The sequence below is a fragment of the Neisseria animalis genome, assembly GCF_900636515.1.
GTDB lineage: Bacteria > Pseudomonadota > Gammaproteobacteria > Burkholderiales > Neisseriaceae > Neisseria > Neisseria animalis.
The window spans coordinates 1,422,953-1,440,672 of record NZ_LR134287.1 but is presented as its reverse complement, the minus strand read 5'-3'; the positions used below and the strand labels follow the sequence as shown (position 1 = coordinate 1,440,672).

Sequence of the window (17,720 nt, the reverse complement as noted above, 5' to 3'; positions counted from 1 at the left end):
GTGGTCGGCGGTGTCAGTGGAATAATGGAAAAGGCCGTCTGTAAAATGCTTCCGGTGAAATCGGTGATTTCTGTGAACCATTTTGCAGACGGCCTGTGTGTTATTTGTCGACTTTAATCGGCTGCGGCTCGTAAACAGTGGATTCGTCGCCGTAATACAGCCGTCCCAATTTAATCGGAATGCGGCCTTGCGATTTGCGGTGGGCGTTGGAGTCGCGCAGTGAATAGGCGCAGCCGCAGTATTCCTGTTGGTAGAAATGTTCGCGTTTGCTGATTTCAATCATGCGTGCGCTGCCGCCGCCTTTACGCCAGTTGAAATCCCAGTAAACCACGTCGTCGTACGGTTCGGCGGCGCGGTGGCCGCAGCCGTTGATTTGTTTCATGTCTTTCCAGCGAGAAATGCCGAGCGAGCTGGTGAAGACGGGAAAACCGTGTTCATGGGCGTATTGTGCGGCTTTTTCAAAGCGCATGTCGAAACACATGGTGCAGCGGATGCCGCGTTCCGGCTCAAACTCCATGCCTTTGGCTTTTTCAAACCATTCTTTGCGGTCGTTTTCGTAATCGTCGTCTTTGTCGATGAAGGGAATGCCGAATTTCTCTGCAAAGCGCATGTTTTCTTCTTTGCGCAACATGTATTCTTTGTGCGGATGGATGTTGGGGTTGTAAAAGTAGATGGTGTAGTCGATGCCGCTGGCGAGCATGGCCTCCATGACTTCGCCGGAACAGGGCGCGCAGCAGGAATGCAGCAATACTTTTTTATGTCCGCCGGGCGGGACGAGTACGGGGCGGTCGATAAGGGTAACTTCGGGTGTGTTCGGGTTCATGGCGTATCGGGTGCGGAAGGTTTGTGTGCTGGCGGCATAACAGTATGCCGTCTGCAAAAATGAAAATGTGTATTTTAGCAGAATATGGTCGAATAACACAGAATGGGATAAGGCAGCAAGCCCGCAAACAATACAGACAGTACTGGTCGGCGGACTTGCTGTTCGGGAGCTTGGTCAAGCACCCTATTCGGGCAGGCGCAGCCACACCGTATTATTCTTATTTCCAATAACTATAATATGCAATATGCGGACGGCGTGTTTGCAAAAACAGTTATTGTTCAGTTGTTTCCGGTTTTGCAGACAGCATTTCATCATCATTGCCGTCTGCAAATTCTGCAAACCGTGCCTCGGTATTCGGGCGGGCAGACAGTTTTTTCAGAATGGTTTGGTATTCTTTGGAATGTTTCAGCAGCTCGGCAGCGGCGGTGCGGAGATTGTCCACGTCTTGCGGCGGCAGGTAGAAGCTGGTGGGGATATTCAATACTTTATCGCGCAACTCGCTTTTCGGCAGATCCCGCAGGTTCAGGCTGACGAAGGAAAGGTTGATGCGCTCGTTTGGCGGCAGGCGGTTTTGTTCTTCGTTCCATTTGTCGGCAAAGGAGCGGAAGCCGCGCAGGGTGTGTTGCGAAAAACGGTCGATGGGAATATCGACAACTGCACTCATGACGCTGCTGAAGCCGGGTACGGCGGCACTTTGGTCGATGTCTTTGCTGATTTCGTTTTGGGCGTTGACGTTGATGGCAACGATATGGCGTACACCGTTCTGCCGCAGTTTGTCCAGCATGATGCCGGAATCGATGTCGGCGATGTCCAGCAGGACGCGCATGCCGAGGTTGTCGGTCAGACCGCCGTCAAGCAGATGGATATAGGGGCGTTTTCGGCTGTCGTTGTATTGTTCGTAGCGTTTGATGATTTCGCGGTGGGTTTTGCTTTGTTGTTTGTTGTCCGCGCTGCCGGAGAGCGATTCGGCAATCTCCGGAGGCAGGGTATAGCCGCAGTTGCCGCCGTTGTTGTTGAAAGTCAGCGGTGCGAAGACCAGCGGTACCGCGCTGGAGGAAGCAACGGCACGCGCAATGGAGACATCGTTTAAGTTGATGCACATCACGTCGAAATCTTCTTGGGTAAATTTCAACTGTTCGGAAATGCCCATGTCAGTGGCGGTGATGATGGCAAACGGCCCTTTGCGGTGCTTTTCCAATACTTCAAAAGTGGCATTGCCGAAAAGCTGGTTTTCAAACTGCTCTTGCAGCAAGTCGCCGCGCCCGTATTCGGGAGATGCCAAACGCGGTATGTTGGCGGCGGAAAAAGCCTGTTTGATGACCATGCGCTGGAAGTTCTGCCGCAGGAAGCGTTTGTAAAACGATGGAATCGTATCGGTGCCGTGCAGCGAGTAGTAAGCCGCCAGTACCGAGCCGCCGGATACGCCGACGACAATATCGATATGCTCCAGCAGGGATTTTTGTTTGCCGCCGATATGGACTTTGTGCCGGTTGAGCTGTTCCAGTACGCCGTAGCCCAAAGCCGCCGCGCGCGTACCGCCGCCGGAAAACATCAATACCACCAACGTATCGTCTTTGCTCCAGTCGGCGTGTTGGTTGCCGAAGCGGTAGCCTTGGGAAGTATTGATTGTCGAAATGGTTTCCACCGGCTGGTATTTGACCAGCGAACAGGCGGAAAGGACAAGGGCGGCAATCAAGGAAAGCGCAGTGCGGGCAGATGGCTTAGGCATAAGCGGAAACGGGTAAAAAACAGGAAATGAAAAAGAAAGTGATGATAGCGGTTTCGCCTTGCAGGGGCAAGTTGCCGCGCTTGCCCGGCTATACTTTTGCGCCTCTATTTAGTATGATTCGGGGCTGTCAGACAAGGATTGTTTTATGAGCCAACGCCAGATTATTCTCGATACGGAAACCACCGGCCTTTACCCCGACAGCGGGGACCGTTTGGTTGAATTTGCCGGTTTGGAAATGATTAACCGCCAGATGACCGAACGCAGCTTGCACCTTTATGTACACCCCGAGCGGGATATGCCGGAGGAAGCGGCGAAGGTACACGGTCTGACGATTGAGGTTTTGGAAGAAAAAAATGCGCCGCCGTTTGCTGCGGTGGGCAGGGAGATTGCCGAGTTTATCCGCGGGGCGGAGCTGATTATCCACAACGCGCGTTTCGACGTGGGCTTCTTGAACATGGAGTTTGCCCGCATGGGGCTGCCTAGTGTGGAGGAGTTGGGCTGCAAAATTACGGATACGCTGGCGATGGCGAAAGAGGCATATCCGGGACAGAAAAACAGCTTGGACGCTTTGTGTACGCGCTTGGGCGTGGACCGCAGCAAGCGTGTATTGCATGGTGCGTTGATTGACTGCGAGCTGTTGGGCGAAGTGTACCTGAACATGACCCGCCGGCAGTTTGATTTAATGGGTGGTGCGGAAGAAGAAACGCAGCAGGAAAAGACTTTTGTTGCCTCTCCCACACAGCGTACAGGCCGTCTGAAAGTGATCAGGGCAAATGAAGCCGAAGCCGCCGAACATGAGCAATATCTCGATGCTTTGGGCGAAGAGTGCCTTTGGCGCAAATCCACCTCTGCAGGGGAAAGAGCATGAGGCGCAATGTCGCTTTGATTCCCGCTGCCGGCGTGGGAGCAAGATTTGGCGCGGGTATGCCCAAGCAATATGTCCGCATTCACGGAAAAACGGTATTGCAGCATACGGTGGCGGTATTCGCCGCACATCCGCAGATTGACTTTACCGCGGTCGTTGTCTCTCCTCAGGATAATCTGTTGCAGACGGCATGGGATACCGCGCTGCCGAATGTCGGCGTGTTTAAAGTCGGAGGCAGTACGCGGGCGGAAACGGTGCGAAACGGTGTCGATACTCTGCTGCAACAAGGCATTGCCGCGCCGGACGACAATATTTTGGTACATGATGCGGCACGCTGCTGTCTGCCGACGGAAGCCGTAACGCGCTTGATTGACGAGGCCGGTGCGTGCAGTGAGGGCGGTATTCTCGCCGTACCGGTTGCCGATACGCTCAAGCGTGCCGATGGCTGCCGCCAAATCGGTGCAACGGTTGACCGTTCGGATTTGTGGCAGGCGCAAACTCCGCAGCTTTTTCAGGCAGCATTGTTGCAGCGTGCTTTGTCGGCAGAGGATTTGAGTGCGGTAACAGACGAGGCTTCGGCGGTGGAAATGCTGGGTATCAGGCCGCGCTTGGTATCGGGCGATACGCGCAATTTGAAACTGACTTTGCCGCAAGATGAAATTATTGTCCGCCTGCTGCTGGCGGAAGCTGCTGCGCGTTAAGGCAGGCGGTTTGTCGGGCGGTTATGCCGTCTGTATTTTGATGTCGTCTGTATTTTATAGTCATTTAAAATAAGAATGATACAGCGTTGCTTTGCCTTGCCGTACTATGTGTACTGTCTGCGGCTTCGCTGCCTTGTCTCATTCTTATTTTATTCGACTATATCGTACTGTTTGATTTAAAGCCTGCCTGCGGTACGGCTTTTTCCTTTTGATTTTGATGTAATTTTTCTGTTTATGCTGCTTGAATTCAACCGCTTTTCCTTTCCTGTTTTCCGTAAAGAAATCCAACGGCTGTCTGCGCTTGCCCTGCCGATTTTGTTGGCGCAGGTTGCCCAAGTGGGTATCGGTTTTGTCGATACGGTGATGGCAGGCGGTGCGGGCAAGGAAGATTTGGCGGCGGTTGCTTTGGGCGGCAGCGCGTTTGCAACGATTTATATCACGTTTATCGGTATCATGACGGCACTCAATCCGCTGATCGCCCAGTCCAATGGGGCGGGAAAGTACGCGGAAGTGGGTGAAATGGGGCGGCAGGGCATTTGGTTCGGGCTGTGTTTGGGCGTGTTCGGAATGCTGCTGATGTGGGCGGTTATCGTACCGTTTCAGTATTGGCTGGATTTGAGCGACAAAGTAGAAAGCATGATGGCGGACTACATGATTTTTACCAGTCTTGCCATGCCTGCCGCGATGATACACCGGGCGTTGCACGGTTATGCTTCCAGCCTCAACCGGCCGCGTGTGATTATGTTGGTGAGCTTTGCGGCATTTTTGCTGAATATTCCGCTTAATTATGCGTTTGTATACGGTAAGTTCGGTTTTCCTGAATTGGGCGGCGCAGGGTGCGGTGTGGCCACTGCGCTGGTGTTTTGGTTCAGCGCGGCGGCGTTGTGGCTGTATGTGGCCAAACAGCGTTATTTCCGTCCGTTCGGCTTAACGGAGCGTTTCAGCAAGCCGGATAAGGCAGCGTTCGGGCAGCTTTGGAAACTCGGTGCGCCGATTGGTTTGTCGTATTTTTTGGAAGCCAGCGCATTTTCGTTTATCGTGTTTTTGGTGGCGCGGCTGGGGGAAGATTATGTGGCGGCGCAACAGGTTGTTATCAGCTTGACGGGTATTATTTATATGATTCCGCAAAGTGTCGGTTCGGCGGCAACGGTGCGCGTGGGTTTTTCATTGGGCAGGCGCGAGTTTGTCCGGGCGCGTTATATTTCCGGCGTGGCGGTGGTGTTGGGCTTGATTTTGGCTGTTATTACTGCTTTGGCTTTGGTATCATTGCGTTTTCCGCTGGCCGGAATGTACACCGATGATGCGGCGGTTTTGAATATCGCAGCAGGGGTGTTGTTGCTGGCTGCTTTGTTCCAGCTTGCCGATGCAACCCAGTGTATCGCGTCTTATTCGCTGCGCGGCTATAAAATTACCAAAGTCCCGATGGTGATACACGCGGTGGCTTTTTGGGGTTGCGGCCTGCTGCCCGGCTATTGGCTGGCTTACTATTTCGGTATGGGGCTGAACGGCTTTTGGACGGCGCTGGTGGTTTCGTTGACGATTGCCGCCGTTGCCTTGGTTTGGTGTTTGGAGATATGCAGCAAATCCGTGGCGCAATCGTTTAAGGCCGTCTGACAAACAGGCGGGAAACAAAAGCAGTATGAATAACAAAATGCAGACGGCATTTGCCGTCTGCAAATCCATAAGCCAAGGTTAATCCTATGCAAGTGCAATACCGAACCGATTTGACCCCTTACAATACTTTCGGCCTGACGGCCCGTGCAGCCGCTTTTACTGCTTTGAAGCAGGAGGAAGATATTTACGATATTGTGCGCCTGCCCGAGTTTGACCGCCAAACGGTTTTGTGGTTGGGCGGCGGCAGCAATATTGTATTGACGGCGGATTACCCGGGCTTGGTGGTTCATATGGAGAACAAGGGGATACGCGAGCTGTCGCGTGAAAACGGTGTTGTCCGTATTGAAGCTCAGGCAGGAGAGGTTTGGCACGATTTTGTACTGCATACTTTGGAGCTGGGTTTGTCGGGCTTGGAAAACCTCAGTCTGATTCCCGGTATGGTTGGTGCATCTCCCGTGCAGAATATCGGTGCGTACGGCGTGGAAGTGAAAGATGTGATTCATTCCGTGCGCTGCTTTGATTTGGAAAAAGGGGAATTTGTCGAGCTTTCCAATGCCGATTGTCGCTTTGCCTACCGCGAATCATTGTTTAAGCAGGAAGGGAAAGGCCGCTATGTGATTACTGCCGTGGTCTTTGCGTTGCACGAGCAATTCCGGGCCAATTTGAAATACGGTGATTTGACCGCTGCGGTGGCCGCTATCTGCGCGGACAGGGAGCCGACGGCGAAAGATGTTTCACAAGCGGTATGCGCCATACGGATGAGCAAGTTGCCCGATCCGAAGGTTTTGGGCAATGTCGGCAGCTTTTTTAAAAACCCTGTGGTTGCCGCCGCCGATGCAGAGCGTTTGCGGCAGGAGTATCCCGATATGCCGGTTTACCCGCAGGCAGACGGCAGCGTCAAACTGGCAGCCGGCTGGTTAATCGACCAATGCCGTCTGAAAGGTTTTCAAATCGGCGGTGCGGCGGTGCACGAGAAGCAGGCTTTGGTGTTGGTCAATAAAGACAGGGCTTCGCCGAAAGATGTGAGGCAGTTGGCCGATTATATCTGCCGCGCCGTAGCGGACAGATTCCAAGTAGAATTACATAGCGAACCGAATTGGCTGCCGTCGGTTTGAGCTGCGGTTGCCCGTTTTGCAGACGGCAACTGCGGTTAATATCAAGGAGTGTGCAGTGGCACGAGAATCCAAAATCAATACTTATACCCGTATCATTAATGCCAGCCTGGTTTTGTTTAACGAGGAGGGCGAGCGCAACATCAGTACCAACCATATCGCCGCGCATTTGGGCATCAGTCCGGGTAATCTTTATTATCACTTTCGCAATAAAGATGAAATCATCATTCAATTATTCAAGCGCTACAGCGAAGCCTTGCTGAATTATCTTCAAGAGGCGGTATTGCCTGCCAGCGTTGAAGATTCCATCAATTATATGGCGGGGATTTATGATGTAATGTGGGAATACCGCTTCTTGTTCAGCGATGTCAATACCCTGCTGGCGCGCAGTGCGGAGCTTTTGGGCGAGCATAATAATTTTACCCAAGCCAAAGTGTCGCCACTGTTGGTGAACCTGCTGACGCAGCTCAACGGTTTGGGCATTATCCATGCCGACCGGACTGCCATGAATGATTTGGCGGTCAATATGTGGATGGTGACCAAATATTGGTTTGACTTCGACAGCTCGCTGCGCGGCCGTACCAAGCTGACCCAAGATTCCAAAACACGCGGCATTTATCGGACTTTGAGCCTGCTGCGCCCGTATCTATTGCCTGAATATCGGGACGAATTTGATAAAAGAATCAGTTTGGCAAATCCGATGTTGAAATAAAGCCGTCTGCAAAAATACCTGCTGCTTGCGGAATCATCTCGGCAAAACGGCAACGCTTAAATGGAGGAAAACAGCCGTCTGTTTCCACGCTTCTTTGCACGGCTTAACATACCAATGCAGTAATAGGTAAGGGCGGTTTATCCCGGGTGGCGGTTATGGTACATTGCCGGAATGGATAAAGTTGCGCGGCTGTGCGTTTGACGGAGGAATAAAATGTTTTGGTATGTGGTGGGTTTTTGCGCCGTTATCGTTTCCCTGCTGGCTTTGTGGGTAAATGCCAGCGCGTTCGGCATGGAAGAGGACGGTACGCCGCAGTCCGAGTATGAAAAGATGTTGGGCTTGGGGGCGAAATTAAAAGATAAGGAAGTTGTTGCCCGTGAGCGCGAGGCAGCCCGCTTTCACCCCAATGATTGAAACAGGTTTGTTGAATAAAGGCCGTCTGCAAAATCGGATTTGCAGACGGCCTTTTGATGACATCATTGGGAAAATGATACCGGAAACAGGAAAATAGGGAGGGTTTATGCCGTATTTCCCTGAATTGTCCGAGTGTATAGTCATTTAAAATAAGAATGATACAGCGTTGCTTTGCCTTGCCGTACTATGTGTACTGTCTGCGGCTTCGCTGCCTTGTCTCATTCTTATTTTATTCGACTATATTTCAAAGATTGTCAGGGTGTTTTAATGGTGGGAATGCCCGATTTGGAAAGTCAGCGTGGTATATGCCGTCTGCTTTTGGCATACGCTTTGATCGGGATAATCTGCTTTATGTTCGACACTGGCTTTCCAAAAACCTTGCCGTAACGGAATGATGGCGACTTCGCCTTTGTCATCGGTTGTATCCGAAAATGCTTGTGCTTCGGTTTTGTGGGTTTTACTGCGATCGCTGGTGTCGAAGCCGTCGAAAGTTGCCGTTACCGTTGCGTTTGGCAGGGGTTCGCCGTTGAGCAATATGCGTACCTTGAAGCGGTCGTTAACATGGATATTGGCAGGATTATCCAAGGGAACAATTTCCAAGCGGTGTCCGACCGGACGGGTGATGACGGCAGTATCCGCGCTTTCGTGTCCGACATTGACGATGTGTTTGCCATACATTGCCGATTGTTCGCAATAAGTGGCATCCGGCATTTCTTTCATGCTGACACGCTTCCAGCCGCCGGCATTTTTCGACCAAAACGTCGGCACATATTCGGCTGTTACGATATAGCTGCCGTCTTTAACCGCGCTTTTGCTTTGAAACTGATAATTCGCGCCTCTGCGTTGGCGGATCAGGTTTTCTTTGCCCCGTTCGGTAATCAGCTGCATGGGTTTGAATAAAGATTCCCTTTCTTTGGCAATCGGTTCCAAATCAGGAAATTCGCCGTAACCCAATTCGGCTTTGAGGATTTCGCCGCCGTGGGTATGGGCGGTTTCTACCCAAACACGGTGGGCTTGGGCTGTGGCAGAAAACAGCAGGGCGCAAGTGAGCAGTAAGGTGGTTTTTTTCATCAGATAATCTCGCGGTTGTTTGGAAATATGTTTGTTATGATATAACATTTTTTAGATTGAGTAAATTTTTTGTTATGCTATAACGAAATATTGTTTGGAAATGATGTTTGACGACACGAATAAGTTGAAACGGTAAAGTGTTTTGTCATGAGCGCCGGGGACAACGGTTAACAAACAGGTTGTTTGAATCGTAGCTGTTTCGATTTGGATTGGGATAAGGCGGCAAGCCGCAGAGTGTATAAAGAGCACGGGCGGCGGGTTTGTTGCAGCAGTTTGCTCAAGCACGTTTTTTTGAGCAGGGAGCGGAAACGCTGTATCGCTTTAAACCGCTTTGAGCGGCAACGGCTGGATATTTAAAGTTTTTGGCGTTTCCTGCACCGTTTGCCTGATAACTTGCCGTCTGTATTTTGCGATGTGTTCAGACGCATCTTGGGGGAGTGCAAATAGGGTAAAACATAGTTATAGTCATTTAAAATAAGAATGATACAGCGTTGCTTTGCCTTGCCGTACTATGTGTACTGTCTGCGGCTTCGCTGCCTTGTCTCATTCTTATTTTATTCGACTATATAAACCATGCTGCTTAAAACATATCGCTGCGCTTTGCTCAAAGGGGAACGAACGAGCAGTTGAAGAATCAATCTGTTGTTCCGAAGATTCGGCTTCATGCTGTGCGCTACAACGATAAAAACACCTGCGGGAAGGATTCTCCGGCAGGTGTTTGTAAGCTGATTGAGGTTGTTTAGGCAGTTAACGGCTTTAAGGTCAGCACCAAGTGTTCGCTGCGTACTTTGAACAGCAAATCAATGTTCGGGTGTTTGCCGGGATTGGCTTCCGCATCGGCAACATGCTCGGCAAACAGTTCCAGCCCGCGCTCGGCTGCCGCACTGTCGAGTTTGCCGTCAAACTCTTGTGCCAGCGCATGATAAAGTTTTAACGACCCGAGTTTGCCCGGTGCGGCAGGAATGTGGTGCAGAACCGCGCCGGTGGTATCGCAAACATCTAGGCCGCTGAGGTGGTCGATGGCGGGCAGGGTGGCAAGATTATCTTGGAAGCTCATGGGTATCCTTTGTGGTAAATCGTTGGGGTAAGGCAGTATCGAGCAGCTTGGCAGGGGTTAGCGTGTGCCGAAAATTTTATCGCCGGCATCGCCCAAGCCCGGAATAATATAGCCTTGTTCGTTCAGATGGCTGTCGAGGGCGGCGGTGTAAATGGTAACATCGGGGTGCGCTTCGTTGACCAGTTTGACCCCTTCCGGCGCGGCAACGAGTACCAATGCTTTGATTTGCTTGCAGCCTTTGGCTTTAAGCAGGTCGATGGTGGCCACCATTGATCCGCCGGTTGCCAGCATGGGATCGATAATCAGGGCGGGACGCTCGTCCATACTGTCCACGAATTTTTCGAAATAGGAAACCGGCTTTAACGTTTCTTCATCACGCTGGAGGCCCACCACGCTGATTTTGGCGGTAGGAATCAAGTCCAGCACACCGTCCAGCATACCCAAACCAGCACGCAGAATCGGTACGACAGTCAGGGTTTTGCCTTTGATACGGTCGCCCTCAATCGGGCCGCACCAGCCGTCGATGATGTATTTTTCCACATCGAAATCGCGGCTGGCTTCGTAAGCCATCAGGCGGGCGAGTTCGGTTGTCAGGGTGCGGAATTTGTACGTGCTGCAATCGGCTTCGCGCATCAGGGTCAGTTTGTGGCGGACAAGCGGATGATTGATAACGGTAACGTTCATTTTACGTCCTAATGGTGAGATGTTCGGATAAACGTCATTATACGTTTTTTTGGGGTGGAAAGAAACGCAGCAAAGGGCTGAAGGGCTGTTATAATGGCGGTTTCGAGAAACATGCCGCCTGAAATGATGAACAAACAACCCGATGCCTTTGCACGCTTGACCAATGCTTTGAAGGTATTGCCGAATGTCGGTCCGAAATCCGCACAGCGTATGGCACACCATTTGCTGCAGCATAAGCGCAAGGAGGCGCAAGAGTTGGTCGATGCGCTGCAACATGCTTTAAAGCAGGTGAGCCATTGCGCGCAATGCAATACTTTTTGCGAGGGAGAATTGTGCAGCATTTGCAGCGACAGTACACGCGATGCCCGCCGTTTGATGGTTGTGCATATGCCTGCCGATGTGTCGAATATGGAAACGGCAAACTGCCATGACGGATTGTATTTTGTCCTCATGGGGCAAATCAATCCGGCACAAGGAATGGATATTTCTGCCATTGCGCTGGATAAATTGGTTGGTCGTCTGCAACAGAGTGAAGTGGAAGAAATTATCATCGCCACCAACCATACGGCGGAAGGCGATGCGACTGCTTATGTGTTGGCGGAGTTGTTTAAAACACTGCCTTATCGCGTCAGCCGGCTGGCAAAAGGCATTCCGCTGGGCGGAGAGTTGGAATATGTCGATGCGGGAACATTGGCGCAGGCAGTTTATGAACGGCGTTTGCTCAAAGAGCATGAACAAACCGAATAAGCCGCTATTGCGCTAAACGGATAATATGTGAAAAGGCCGTCTGCAAAATGTTGAATTTGCAGACGGCCTTTATCGTTGCTCAAAATCGGAGAATTATTCTTCAGGCTGTTCGCCGTCGGTTTCGTCCAGTCTGCCTTCGGTAATTTCGATGTTTACGCCGATGACTTCACGGATTTTGTTACTGATTTCTTCGGCAATCTCCGGATTTTCTTTCAGCCACAGGCGCACGTTGTCTTTACCTTGACCGATTTTTGTATCGTTGTAGCTGTACCATGCGCCTGATTTGTCGATGATGTCGTGTTTCACACCGATGTCGATCAGCTCGCCCTCCCAGCTGATGCCTTCACCGTAAAGAATATCAAATTCTGCTTGGCGGAACGGCGGCGCAACTTTGTTTTTGATGACTTTGACTTTGGTTTCATTGCCTAAAATCTCATCACCTTTTTTGATTTGCCCCGCACGGCGGATATCGAGGCGAACGGAAGCATAGAATTTCAATGCGTTACCGCCGGTAGTGGTTTCCGGGCTGCCATATACCACACCGATTTTCATGCGGATTTGGTTGATGAATACCACCAGCGTGTTGGTACGCTTGATGTGGCCGGTTAATTTTCGCAGGGCTTGGCTCATCAGGCGCGCTTGCAGGCCGACGTGGCTGTCACCCATTTCGCCTTCGATTTCGGCTTTCGGTACCAAGGCGGCAACGGAGTCCACTACCACCATGTCCACGCCGCCGGAGCGTACCAAGGTATCGCAGATTTCCAGTGCCTGCTCGCCGGTATCCGGCTGGGAAAGGTAAAGTTCTTCTACTTTTACGCCCAGTTTGCGTGCGTAAATCGGATCGAAAGCGTGTTCCGCATCAATAAAGGCACACACACCGCCGTTTTTTTGGCATTGGGCGATGGATTCCAAACATAAGGTGGTTTTACCTGATGATTCCGGGCCGAAAATTTCAACGACACGACCGCGCGGCAGACCGCCGACACCCAAGGCCAAATCCAAGCCGAGCGAGCCGGTGGAGATAACTTCGAGATCTTCCTGCTTGTGGCTGCCGTCCATTTTCATGATGGAGCCTTTACCGAAACTTTTTTCGATTTGGGCTAAGGCGGCAGCAAGGGCTTTGCTTTTGTCTTCCGGTTTGTTTTTGTCATCTAATTTGCTTTTGTCGGTCGCCATAGTGTGTCTTTCGCAAAAAACGGGTTAGCTAAGAATTTATTTAGCTATTATCGCACAAAATAAGAAAAAGTATAGTTATTTTTTAATTTATTTGCAGACGGCATAAGAAAACATGGGCGGAATGCCGTCTGCAAATTGTATCAAACAAGCGGTTAATGGCTGCACGCGCCTTGTCCGTGGCTTTCGCGCAGCGTTTCGGCGGCCTGCTCGTCGGCATGGTAGCTGGAGCGCACCATTGCGCCGATGGCGGCATTGCTGAAACCCATTTCATAGGCTTCTTTTTCAAAGATTTTAAATTGCTCGGGCGTAACGTAGCGCAATACCGGCAAATGGCCGTCTGAAGGTTGCAGATATTGACCGATGGTAATCATCTCGATATTGTGCGCCCGCATATCGCGCATGATTTCGCGTACGTCGTCGTCGCTTTCGCCCAGTCCGACCATGATGCCGGATTTGGTCGGAATATGCGGCATCATTTCTTTATAACGGCGCAGCAGGTTCAGCGAGTGCTGGTAATCCGCTCCGGGGCGTGCTTTTTTATACAGGCTGGGGTGGGTTTCCAGATTATGGTTCATCACATCGGGCGGTGTTTCCGCGAGAATTTGCAGGGCAATGTCCAAGCGGCCGCGGAAATCGGGGACGAGGATTTCGATTTTGGTGTGCGGGCTGCGTTCGCGGATGGCTTTGATGCAGTCGGCGAAATGTTGTGCGCCGCCGTCGCGCAAGTCGTCGCGGTCAACCGAGGTAATCACGACGTAACGCAGATTCATGGCGGCAACGGATTCTGCCAGATTTTTTGGTTCGTCGGGATCGAGCATGTTCGGACGGCCGTGTCCCACATCGCAGAACGGGCAGCGACGGGTGCAGATGTCACCCATAATCATAAAGGTGGCGGTGCCTTTGCTGAAGCATTCGCCAATGTTCGGGCAAGAGGCTTCTTCGCACACGGTGTGCATTTTTTGATTGCGTAAAATATCTTTGATTTCAAAGAATTTTTTAGTAGGGAGCTTGGCGCGGATCCATTCGGGCTTCTTCAGCTTTTCTTGCAGGGGAACAACTTTAATCGGGATACGCGCGGTTTTGTCTGCGCCTCTGAGTTTGATGCCGCGTTTGGGGTCGTCTGCTTTGATGTCGCTCATGATTCTGTTTCTTTCGGTGTGAGTTGCGTGCTGAGATGTGCGGTCAGTTTGCCGGCTACTTCGTCCAAGGTGGGGCAGGGTTGTACCCAATCGGCGATTTGGGTCATTTCCATGCCTGCATAGCCGCAGGGGTTGATTTGGTGGAAGGGAGTCAAGTCCATATTTACGTTCAGCGCGAGGCCGTGATAGACCGAGCCGTTTTTAATCCGTAGCCCCAATGAGGCGATTTTTTGTTCGCCTATATATACGCCGGGGCGTTTGGGGTCGGCGGCGGCGGTAATGCCGTATTCGGCCAGTGTGGCAATGATGCTGTTTTCCAAGGCGGAAACGATATGGCGCACGGATTTTTTGCGGCGTTTGAAGTCTATCATGGTGTATACGACAAGCTGGCCGGGGCCGTGATAAGTGATTTGCCCGCCGCGGTCAATCTGCACCACGGGAATGTCGCTGCCGAACAGCAGATGCTCGGGTTTGCCTGCCAAGCCTTGCGTAAAAACGGGCGGGTGTTCGACTACCCACAATTCGTCTTCGGTATTTTCGTCGCGTGCGGCATTGAAGGCTTTCATGGCTTCAAATGTCGGCGCGTAATCCGCCAGACCTTTATGTATGATTTTCATTACAGCACCACTTTGACCATTTCGTGCGAAGTGAGGGCGTGGTAGATGTTGTCGAGCTGTTCTTGGCCGGTTACATAAACCTGTACGGTTACGCCGGTGTAATTGCCTTTGCTGCTCGGGCGGCTGGTGATGTGGTGTGCTTCGGTATCGGGCGCGTACCGGCGCACGGTTTCCAAAACAGCGTTTTCAAATTCGGGGTGAACCGCTCCCATGACTTTCAGCGGGAAGGTACACGGAAACTCAAGCAGAGTGGTTTTTTCGGTAGTCATGTGTGATGGTTCCTTTTGAATGCCGTCTGCAAATTGCCCGAGTCGTGCCGGCGGCTGTAAAATCCAAATGGATAGGGCAGCTTTTTGCAGACGGCCTTTTTTCGGACGGGCATTATTTTACCGCAAAAAATACGGCATAATCCATTGAAAAACGTTGTTGCTTAAATAGGCGCATAAAAACTTTTTTCAAGTCTTGAAATTATCCCTGTCAGCCCAACTTAACGTTGAAGTTCTGTTCAAACAACAATAGAGATATAAAAATATGTCACAAGAGCAACATTTTGAGGAATACAGCGCATTGGCAACCCTGCCGTTGCGTGATGTGGTGGTTTATCCGTATATGGTGCTGCCGCTGTTTGTCGGCCGGCCGAAATCGATTGCCGCGCTGGAAATGGCAATGGGCAACGATGAGCCTGTGTTTTTGCTGGCGCAGCTCGATCCCAATACGGAAGAGCCTGCTCCGAAAGATTTGCACAAAACCGGTACGGTGGCGAAGGTGTTGCAGGTTTTGAAGCTGCCGGACGGTACGGTTAAGGTATTGGTGGAGGGGCTTCGCCGCGCCAAGGCGTTAACCGTGGAAGATGTTGGAGACATATTTTTGTCGCATATCGAAGCGGTCGATGAAAATGAGGACGAGAATGCGCCGGACATGGAAGCGTTGCGCCGTACTTTGCTGTCGCAGTTTGACCAGTATGCCAAACTGAACAAAAAAATTCCGGCCGAAATCGTCAATACCATCAATGCCATCAACGAAAACAGCCGTTTGGTTGATACCGTTGCCGCCCATTTGCAACTGAAACTGCCGCAACGTCAGGAAATTTTGGAAACCGCGAGCGTGGCAGCGCGCATGGAGTTGCTGCTCGGCCAGCTTGAAGCCGAACTGGACATCATGCAGGTGGAGAAGCGTATCCGCGGGCGCGTGAAACGCCAAATGGAAAAATCACAGCGCGAATATTATTTGAACGAGCAGGTCAAGGCGATTCAAAAAGAGCTGGGTGAGGAAGACGAGCGCGGCGAGTTGGAAGCGCTGGAGAAGAAAATTAAAGAAGCAAGCATGACGAAAGAAGCGGAAGAAAAATGCCTGTCTGAGTTGAAAAAACTGAAAATGATGCCGCCGATGTCGGCAGAATCGACGGTGGTCCGCAACTATATCGATACGCTGCTGGAACTGCCATGGAAGAAAAAATCCCGCGTCAGCAAAGATATTGCCAAAGCAGATTTGGTGCTGAATGCCGATCATTACGGCTTGGAAAAAGTCAAAGAGCGTATTTTGGAATATCTTGCCGTGCAAAAACGCATGGATAAGCTCAAAGGGCCGATTTTGTGTCTGGTAGGCCCTCCGGGCGTGGGTAAAACTTCGTTGGGAGAATCTATTGCCAAAGCCACCGGCCGCCGGTATGTCCGTATGGCATTGGGCGGCGTGCGCGATGAAAGCGAAATCCGTGGGCACCGCCGTACCTATATCGGCTCTATGCCGGGCAAGATTCTGCAAAACATGGCTAAGGCAGGGGTTAAAAATCCATTGTTCCTGCTTGATGAAATCGACAAGTTGGGCAACGATTTCCGTGGAGATCCCGCAGCGGCTTTGTTGGAAGTGCTTGATCCCGAGCAAAATAATAAGTTTGCCGACCATTATGCAGAAGTAGATTATGACTTGAGCGACGTGATGTTTATCGCCACTTCCAACAGTCTGAATATTCCTTCGGCATTGCTTGACCGCATGGAAATCATCCGCTTGTCGGGATATACCGAAGATGAAAAAGTCAATATCGCCATGCAGTATCTCGTGCCGAAGCAAATGAAGCGCAACGGGGTAAAAGAAGGCGAATTGAACATCGAAGAAAGTGCGGTACGGGATATTATCCGTTACTACACCAGAGAGGCCGGTGTCCGCTCGCTGGATCGCGAAGTAGCGAAAATCTGCCGGAAAGTGGTCATGAAACTGACTTTGGCGGAAGACAAGAAAAAGTCTTCCAAGGCAAAAGCTGCCAAGGGTGGAAAGGCTGAAGCGCTGCAAGTCGATTCTGCAAATTTGCATGAATTTTTGGGCGTGCGCCGTTTTGACTACGGTGTTGCCGAAAGTGAAAACCGTATCGGTCAGGTTACCGGCTTGGCATGGACGGAAGTTGGCGGCGAGCTGCTGACGGTAGAGGCCGTGTCTTTGCCGGGTAAAGGCGTGATTCAAAGTACGGGGCAGCTTGGCGACGTGATGAAGGAATCCGTATCGGCTGCTTGGTCGGTTGTGCGCTCCCGTGCGGTATCTGTGGGGCTTGCGCCGGATTTCTATGAGAAAAAAGACATTCATGTCCATGTGCCTGAAGGCGCTACACCAAAAGACGGCCCGAGTGCGGGTATTGCCATGACTTTGGCTATGGTGTCAGCGTTTACCAAAATTCCGGTGCGTGCGGATGTTGCCATGACGGGGGAAATTACCCTGCGCGGCGAAGTGCTGCCTATCGGAGGTTTGAAAGAAAAACTGCTGGCAGCATTGCGTGGCGGTATCAAGCATGTGTTGATTCCGAAAGACAACGTGAAGGATTTGGAGGAAATTCCGGAAAACGTAAAAACCGGCTTGACCATCCACCCCGTAAAATGGATAGACGAAGTCTTGGCATTGGGTTTGGAAACGCAGCCGGAACCTTACCAAGCACCGCTGATGCCGTCTGCAAATACGCTTGAAAGCCCAAAAAACAAAACGTCAAGAGCCAAGGCAACAAAACATTAAGTTTTGTCAAAATGTGTTGCAAAAAATGCGGAATTTCCCTGAAAGCCCTTAAAACAAGGGAATTCCGCATTTTTCACTTGACATGGTAATTTCAGAATTGCTATAAAGCACAACAGGTACACAGAGCCTGTATCCATAAGCCTTGCAACCGTTTTGAGCTTGGGAGTGCAGTACCGCCGGGCAAGATATGCAGCTTATGAATACAGGTTCTTCAAAGTACGGAAAATCCCGAGTACTCGGGGTAATCATTATTTTTAACGATAGA

At 51.1% G+C, this 17,720-nt stretch carries 17 protein-coding genes; 8 read left to right on the top strand and 9 right to left on the bottom strand.

Translation table 11 applies throughout. The annotated features are described in order from the left end of the window. Positions 1-100 precede the first annotated feature (100 nt). Together EL111_RS06760 and EL111_RS06755 are read right to left on the bottom strand one after the other, a co-directional pair. On the bottom strand, positions 101-823 hold the full coding sequence (locus EL111_RS06760; RefSeq protein WP_123795445.1) for an epoxyqueuosine reductase QueH: 723 nt from the start codon (positions 821-823) through the stop codon (positions 101-103). Positions 824-1,094: 271 nt separating this feature from the next. Next, positions 1,095-2,552 (bottom strand): patatin-like phospholipase family protein, encoded by a 1,458-nt coding sequence (locus EL111_RS06755; protein ID WP_123795444.1) that lies wholly within the window; start codon positions 2,550-2,552, stop codon positions 1,095-1,097. Between the two features lie 145 nt (positions 2,553-2,697). On the opposite strand from EL111_RS06755, the gene dnaQ reads away from it, so the two are divergent. The 6 genes from dnaQ to EL111_RS06725 all read left to right on the top strand — a co-directional run bounded on the left by dnaQ (position 2,698) and on the right by EL111_RS06725 (position 7,970). Then, a complete protein-coding gene (gene dnaQ / locus EL111_RS06750; RefSeq protein WP_123795443.1) occupies positions 2,698-3,420 on the top strand; it encodes a DNA polymerase III subunit epsilon in 723 nt (240 codons plus the stop codon). After that, positions 3,417-4,118 carry a 2-C-methyl-D-erythritol 4-phosphate cytidylyltransferase gene (ispD, locus tag EL111_RS06745; RefSeq protein WP_123795442.1) on the top strand — a complete coding sequence of 234 codons (702 nt, stop codon included), beginning with the start codon at positions 3,417-3,419 and terminating at the stop codon, positions 4,116-4,118. The genes dnaQ and ispD overlap by 4 nt, the downstream gene beginning before the upstream one ends. A 234-nt stretch (positions 4,119-4,352) precedes the next feature. Further along, on the top strand, positions 4,353-5,732 hold the full coding sequence (locus EL111_RS06740; protein ID WP_123795441.1) for an MATE family efflux transporter: 1,380 nt from the start codon (positions 4,353-4,355) through the stop codon (positions 5,730-5,732). A gap of 86 nt (positions 5,733-5,818) precedes the next feature. Continuing rightward, a complete protein-coding gene (murB, locus tag EL111_RS06735; protein ID WP_123795440.1) occupies positions 5,819-6,847 on the top strand; it encodes a UDP-N-acetylmuramate dehydrogenase in 1,029 nt (342 codons plus the stop codon). 55 nt (positions 6,848-6,902) lie between these two features. Beyond that, on the top strand, positions 6,903-7,556 hold the full coding sequence (locus EL111_RS06730) for a TetR/AcrR family transcriptional regulator (RefSeq protein WP_123795439.1): 654 nt from the start codon (positions 6,903-6,905) through the stop codon (positions 7,554-7,556). A 213-nt stretch (positions 7,557-7,769) separates the two neighbouring features. After that, positions 7,770-7,970, top strand: a complete 201-nt coding sequence (locus EL111_RS06725; protein ID WP_123795438.1) for a hypothetical protein — start codon at positions 7,770-7,772, stop codon at positions 7,968-7,970. Between the two features lie 264 nt (positions 7,971-8,234). Here the strand turns inward: EL111_RS06725 and EL111_RS06720 are convergent, their stop codons facing one another. The 3 genes from EL111_RS06720 to upp form a co-directional block, all read right to left on the bottom strand. Next, the gene (locus EL111_RS06720; RefSeq protein ID WP_123795437.1) at positions 8,235-9,041 is read right to left on the bottom strand and encodes a DUF4198 domain-containing protein; all 807 of its coding nucleotides are present in this window, start codon (positions 9,039-9,041) and stop codon (positions 8,235-8,237) included. A 739-nt stretch (positions 9,042-9,780) separates the two neighbouring features. Beyond that, positions 9,781-10,098: a DUF2322 family protein gene (locus tag EL111_RS06715; RefSeq protein ID WP_123795436.1), complete on the bottom strand. Its 318-nt coding sequence runs from the start codon at positions 10,096-10,098 to the stop codon at positions 9,781-9,783. 57 nt (positions 10,099-10,155) lie between these two features. Continuing rightward, positions 10,156-10,782, bottom strand: coding sequence for a uracil phosphoribosyltransferase (upp, locus tag EL111_RS06710; RefSeq protein ID WP_123795435.1), 627 nt, complete (start codon positions 10,780-10,782; stop codon positions 10,156-10,158). 123 nt (positions 10,783-10,905) lie between these two features. On the opposite strand from upp, the gene recR reads away from it, so the two are divergent. After that, on the top strand, positions 10,906-11,529 hold the full coding sequence (gene recR, locus EL111_RS06705; protein WP_123795434.1) for a recombination mediator RecR: 624 nt from the start codon (positions 10,906-10,908) through the stop codon (positions 11,527-11,529). A gap of 93 nt (positions 11,530-11,622) precedes the next feature. Here recR and recA read toward each other — a convergent pair whose 3' ends face one another. From recA to EL111_RS06685, 4 genes are all read right to left on the bottom strand, one after another. Continuing rightward, positions 11,623-12,705, bottom strand: coding sequence for a recombinase RecA (gene recA / locus EL111_RS06700; protein ID WP_123795433.1), 1,083 nt, complete (start codon positions 12,703-12,705; stop codon positions 11,623-11,625). Positions 12,706-12,857: 152 nt separating this feature from the next. Further along, positions 12,858-13,844 (bottom strand): lipoyl synthase, encoded by a 987-nt coding sequence (lipA, locus tag EL111_RS06695; protein ID WP_123795432.1) that lies wholly within the window; start codon positions 13,842-13,844, stop codon positions 12,858-12,860. Further along, positions 13,841-14,461, bottom strand: a complete 621-nt coding sequence (lipB, locus tag EL111_RS06690) for a lipoyl(octanoyl) transferase LipB (protein WP_123795431.1) — start codon at positions 14,459-14,461, stop codon at positions 13,841-13,843. Before lipB ends, lipA begins: the two co-directional genes overlap by 4 nt. Next, on the bottom strand, positions 14,461-14,730 hold the full coding sequence (locus EL111_RS06685) for an HP0495 family protein (RefSeq protein WP_123795430.1): 270 nt from the start codon (positions 14,728-14,730) through the stop codon (positions 14,461-14,463). Before EL111_RS06685 ends, lipB begins: the two co-directional genes overlap by 1 nt. A gap of 262 nt (positions 14,731-14,992) precedes the next feature. On the opposite strand from EL111_RS06685, the gene lon reads away from it, so the two are divergent. Further along, positions 14,993-17,455, top strand: coding sequence for an endopeptidase La (gene lon, locus EL111_RS06680; RefSeq protein ID WP_123795429.1), 2,463 nt, complete (start codon positions 14,993-14,995; stop codon positions 17,453-17,455). Positions 17,456-17,720: the final 265 nt, after the last annotated feature.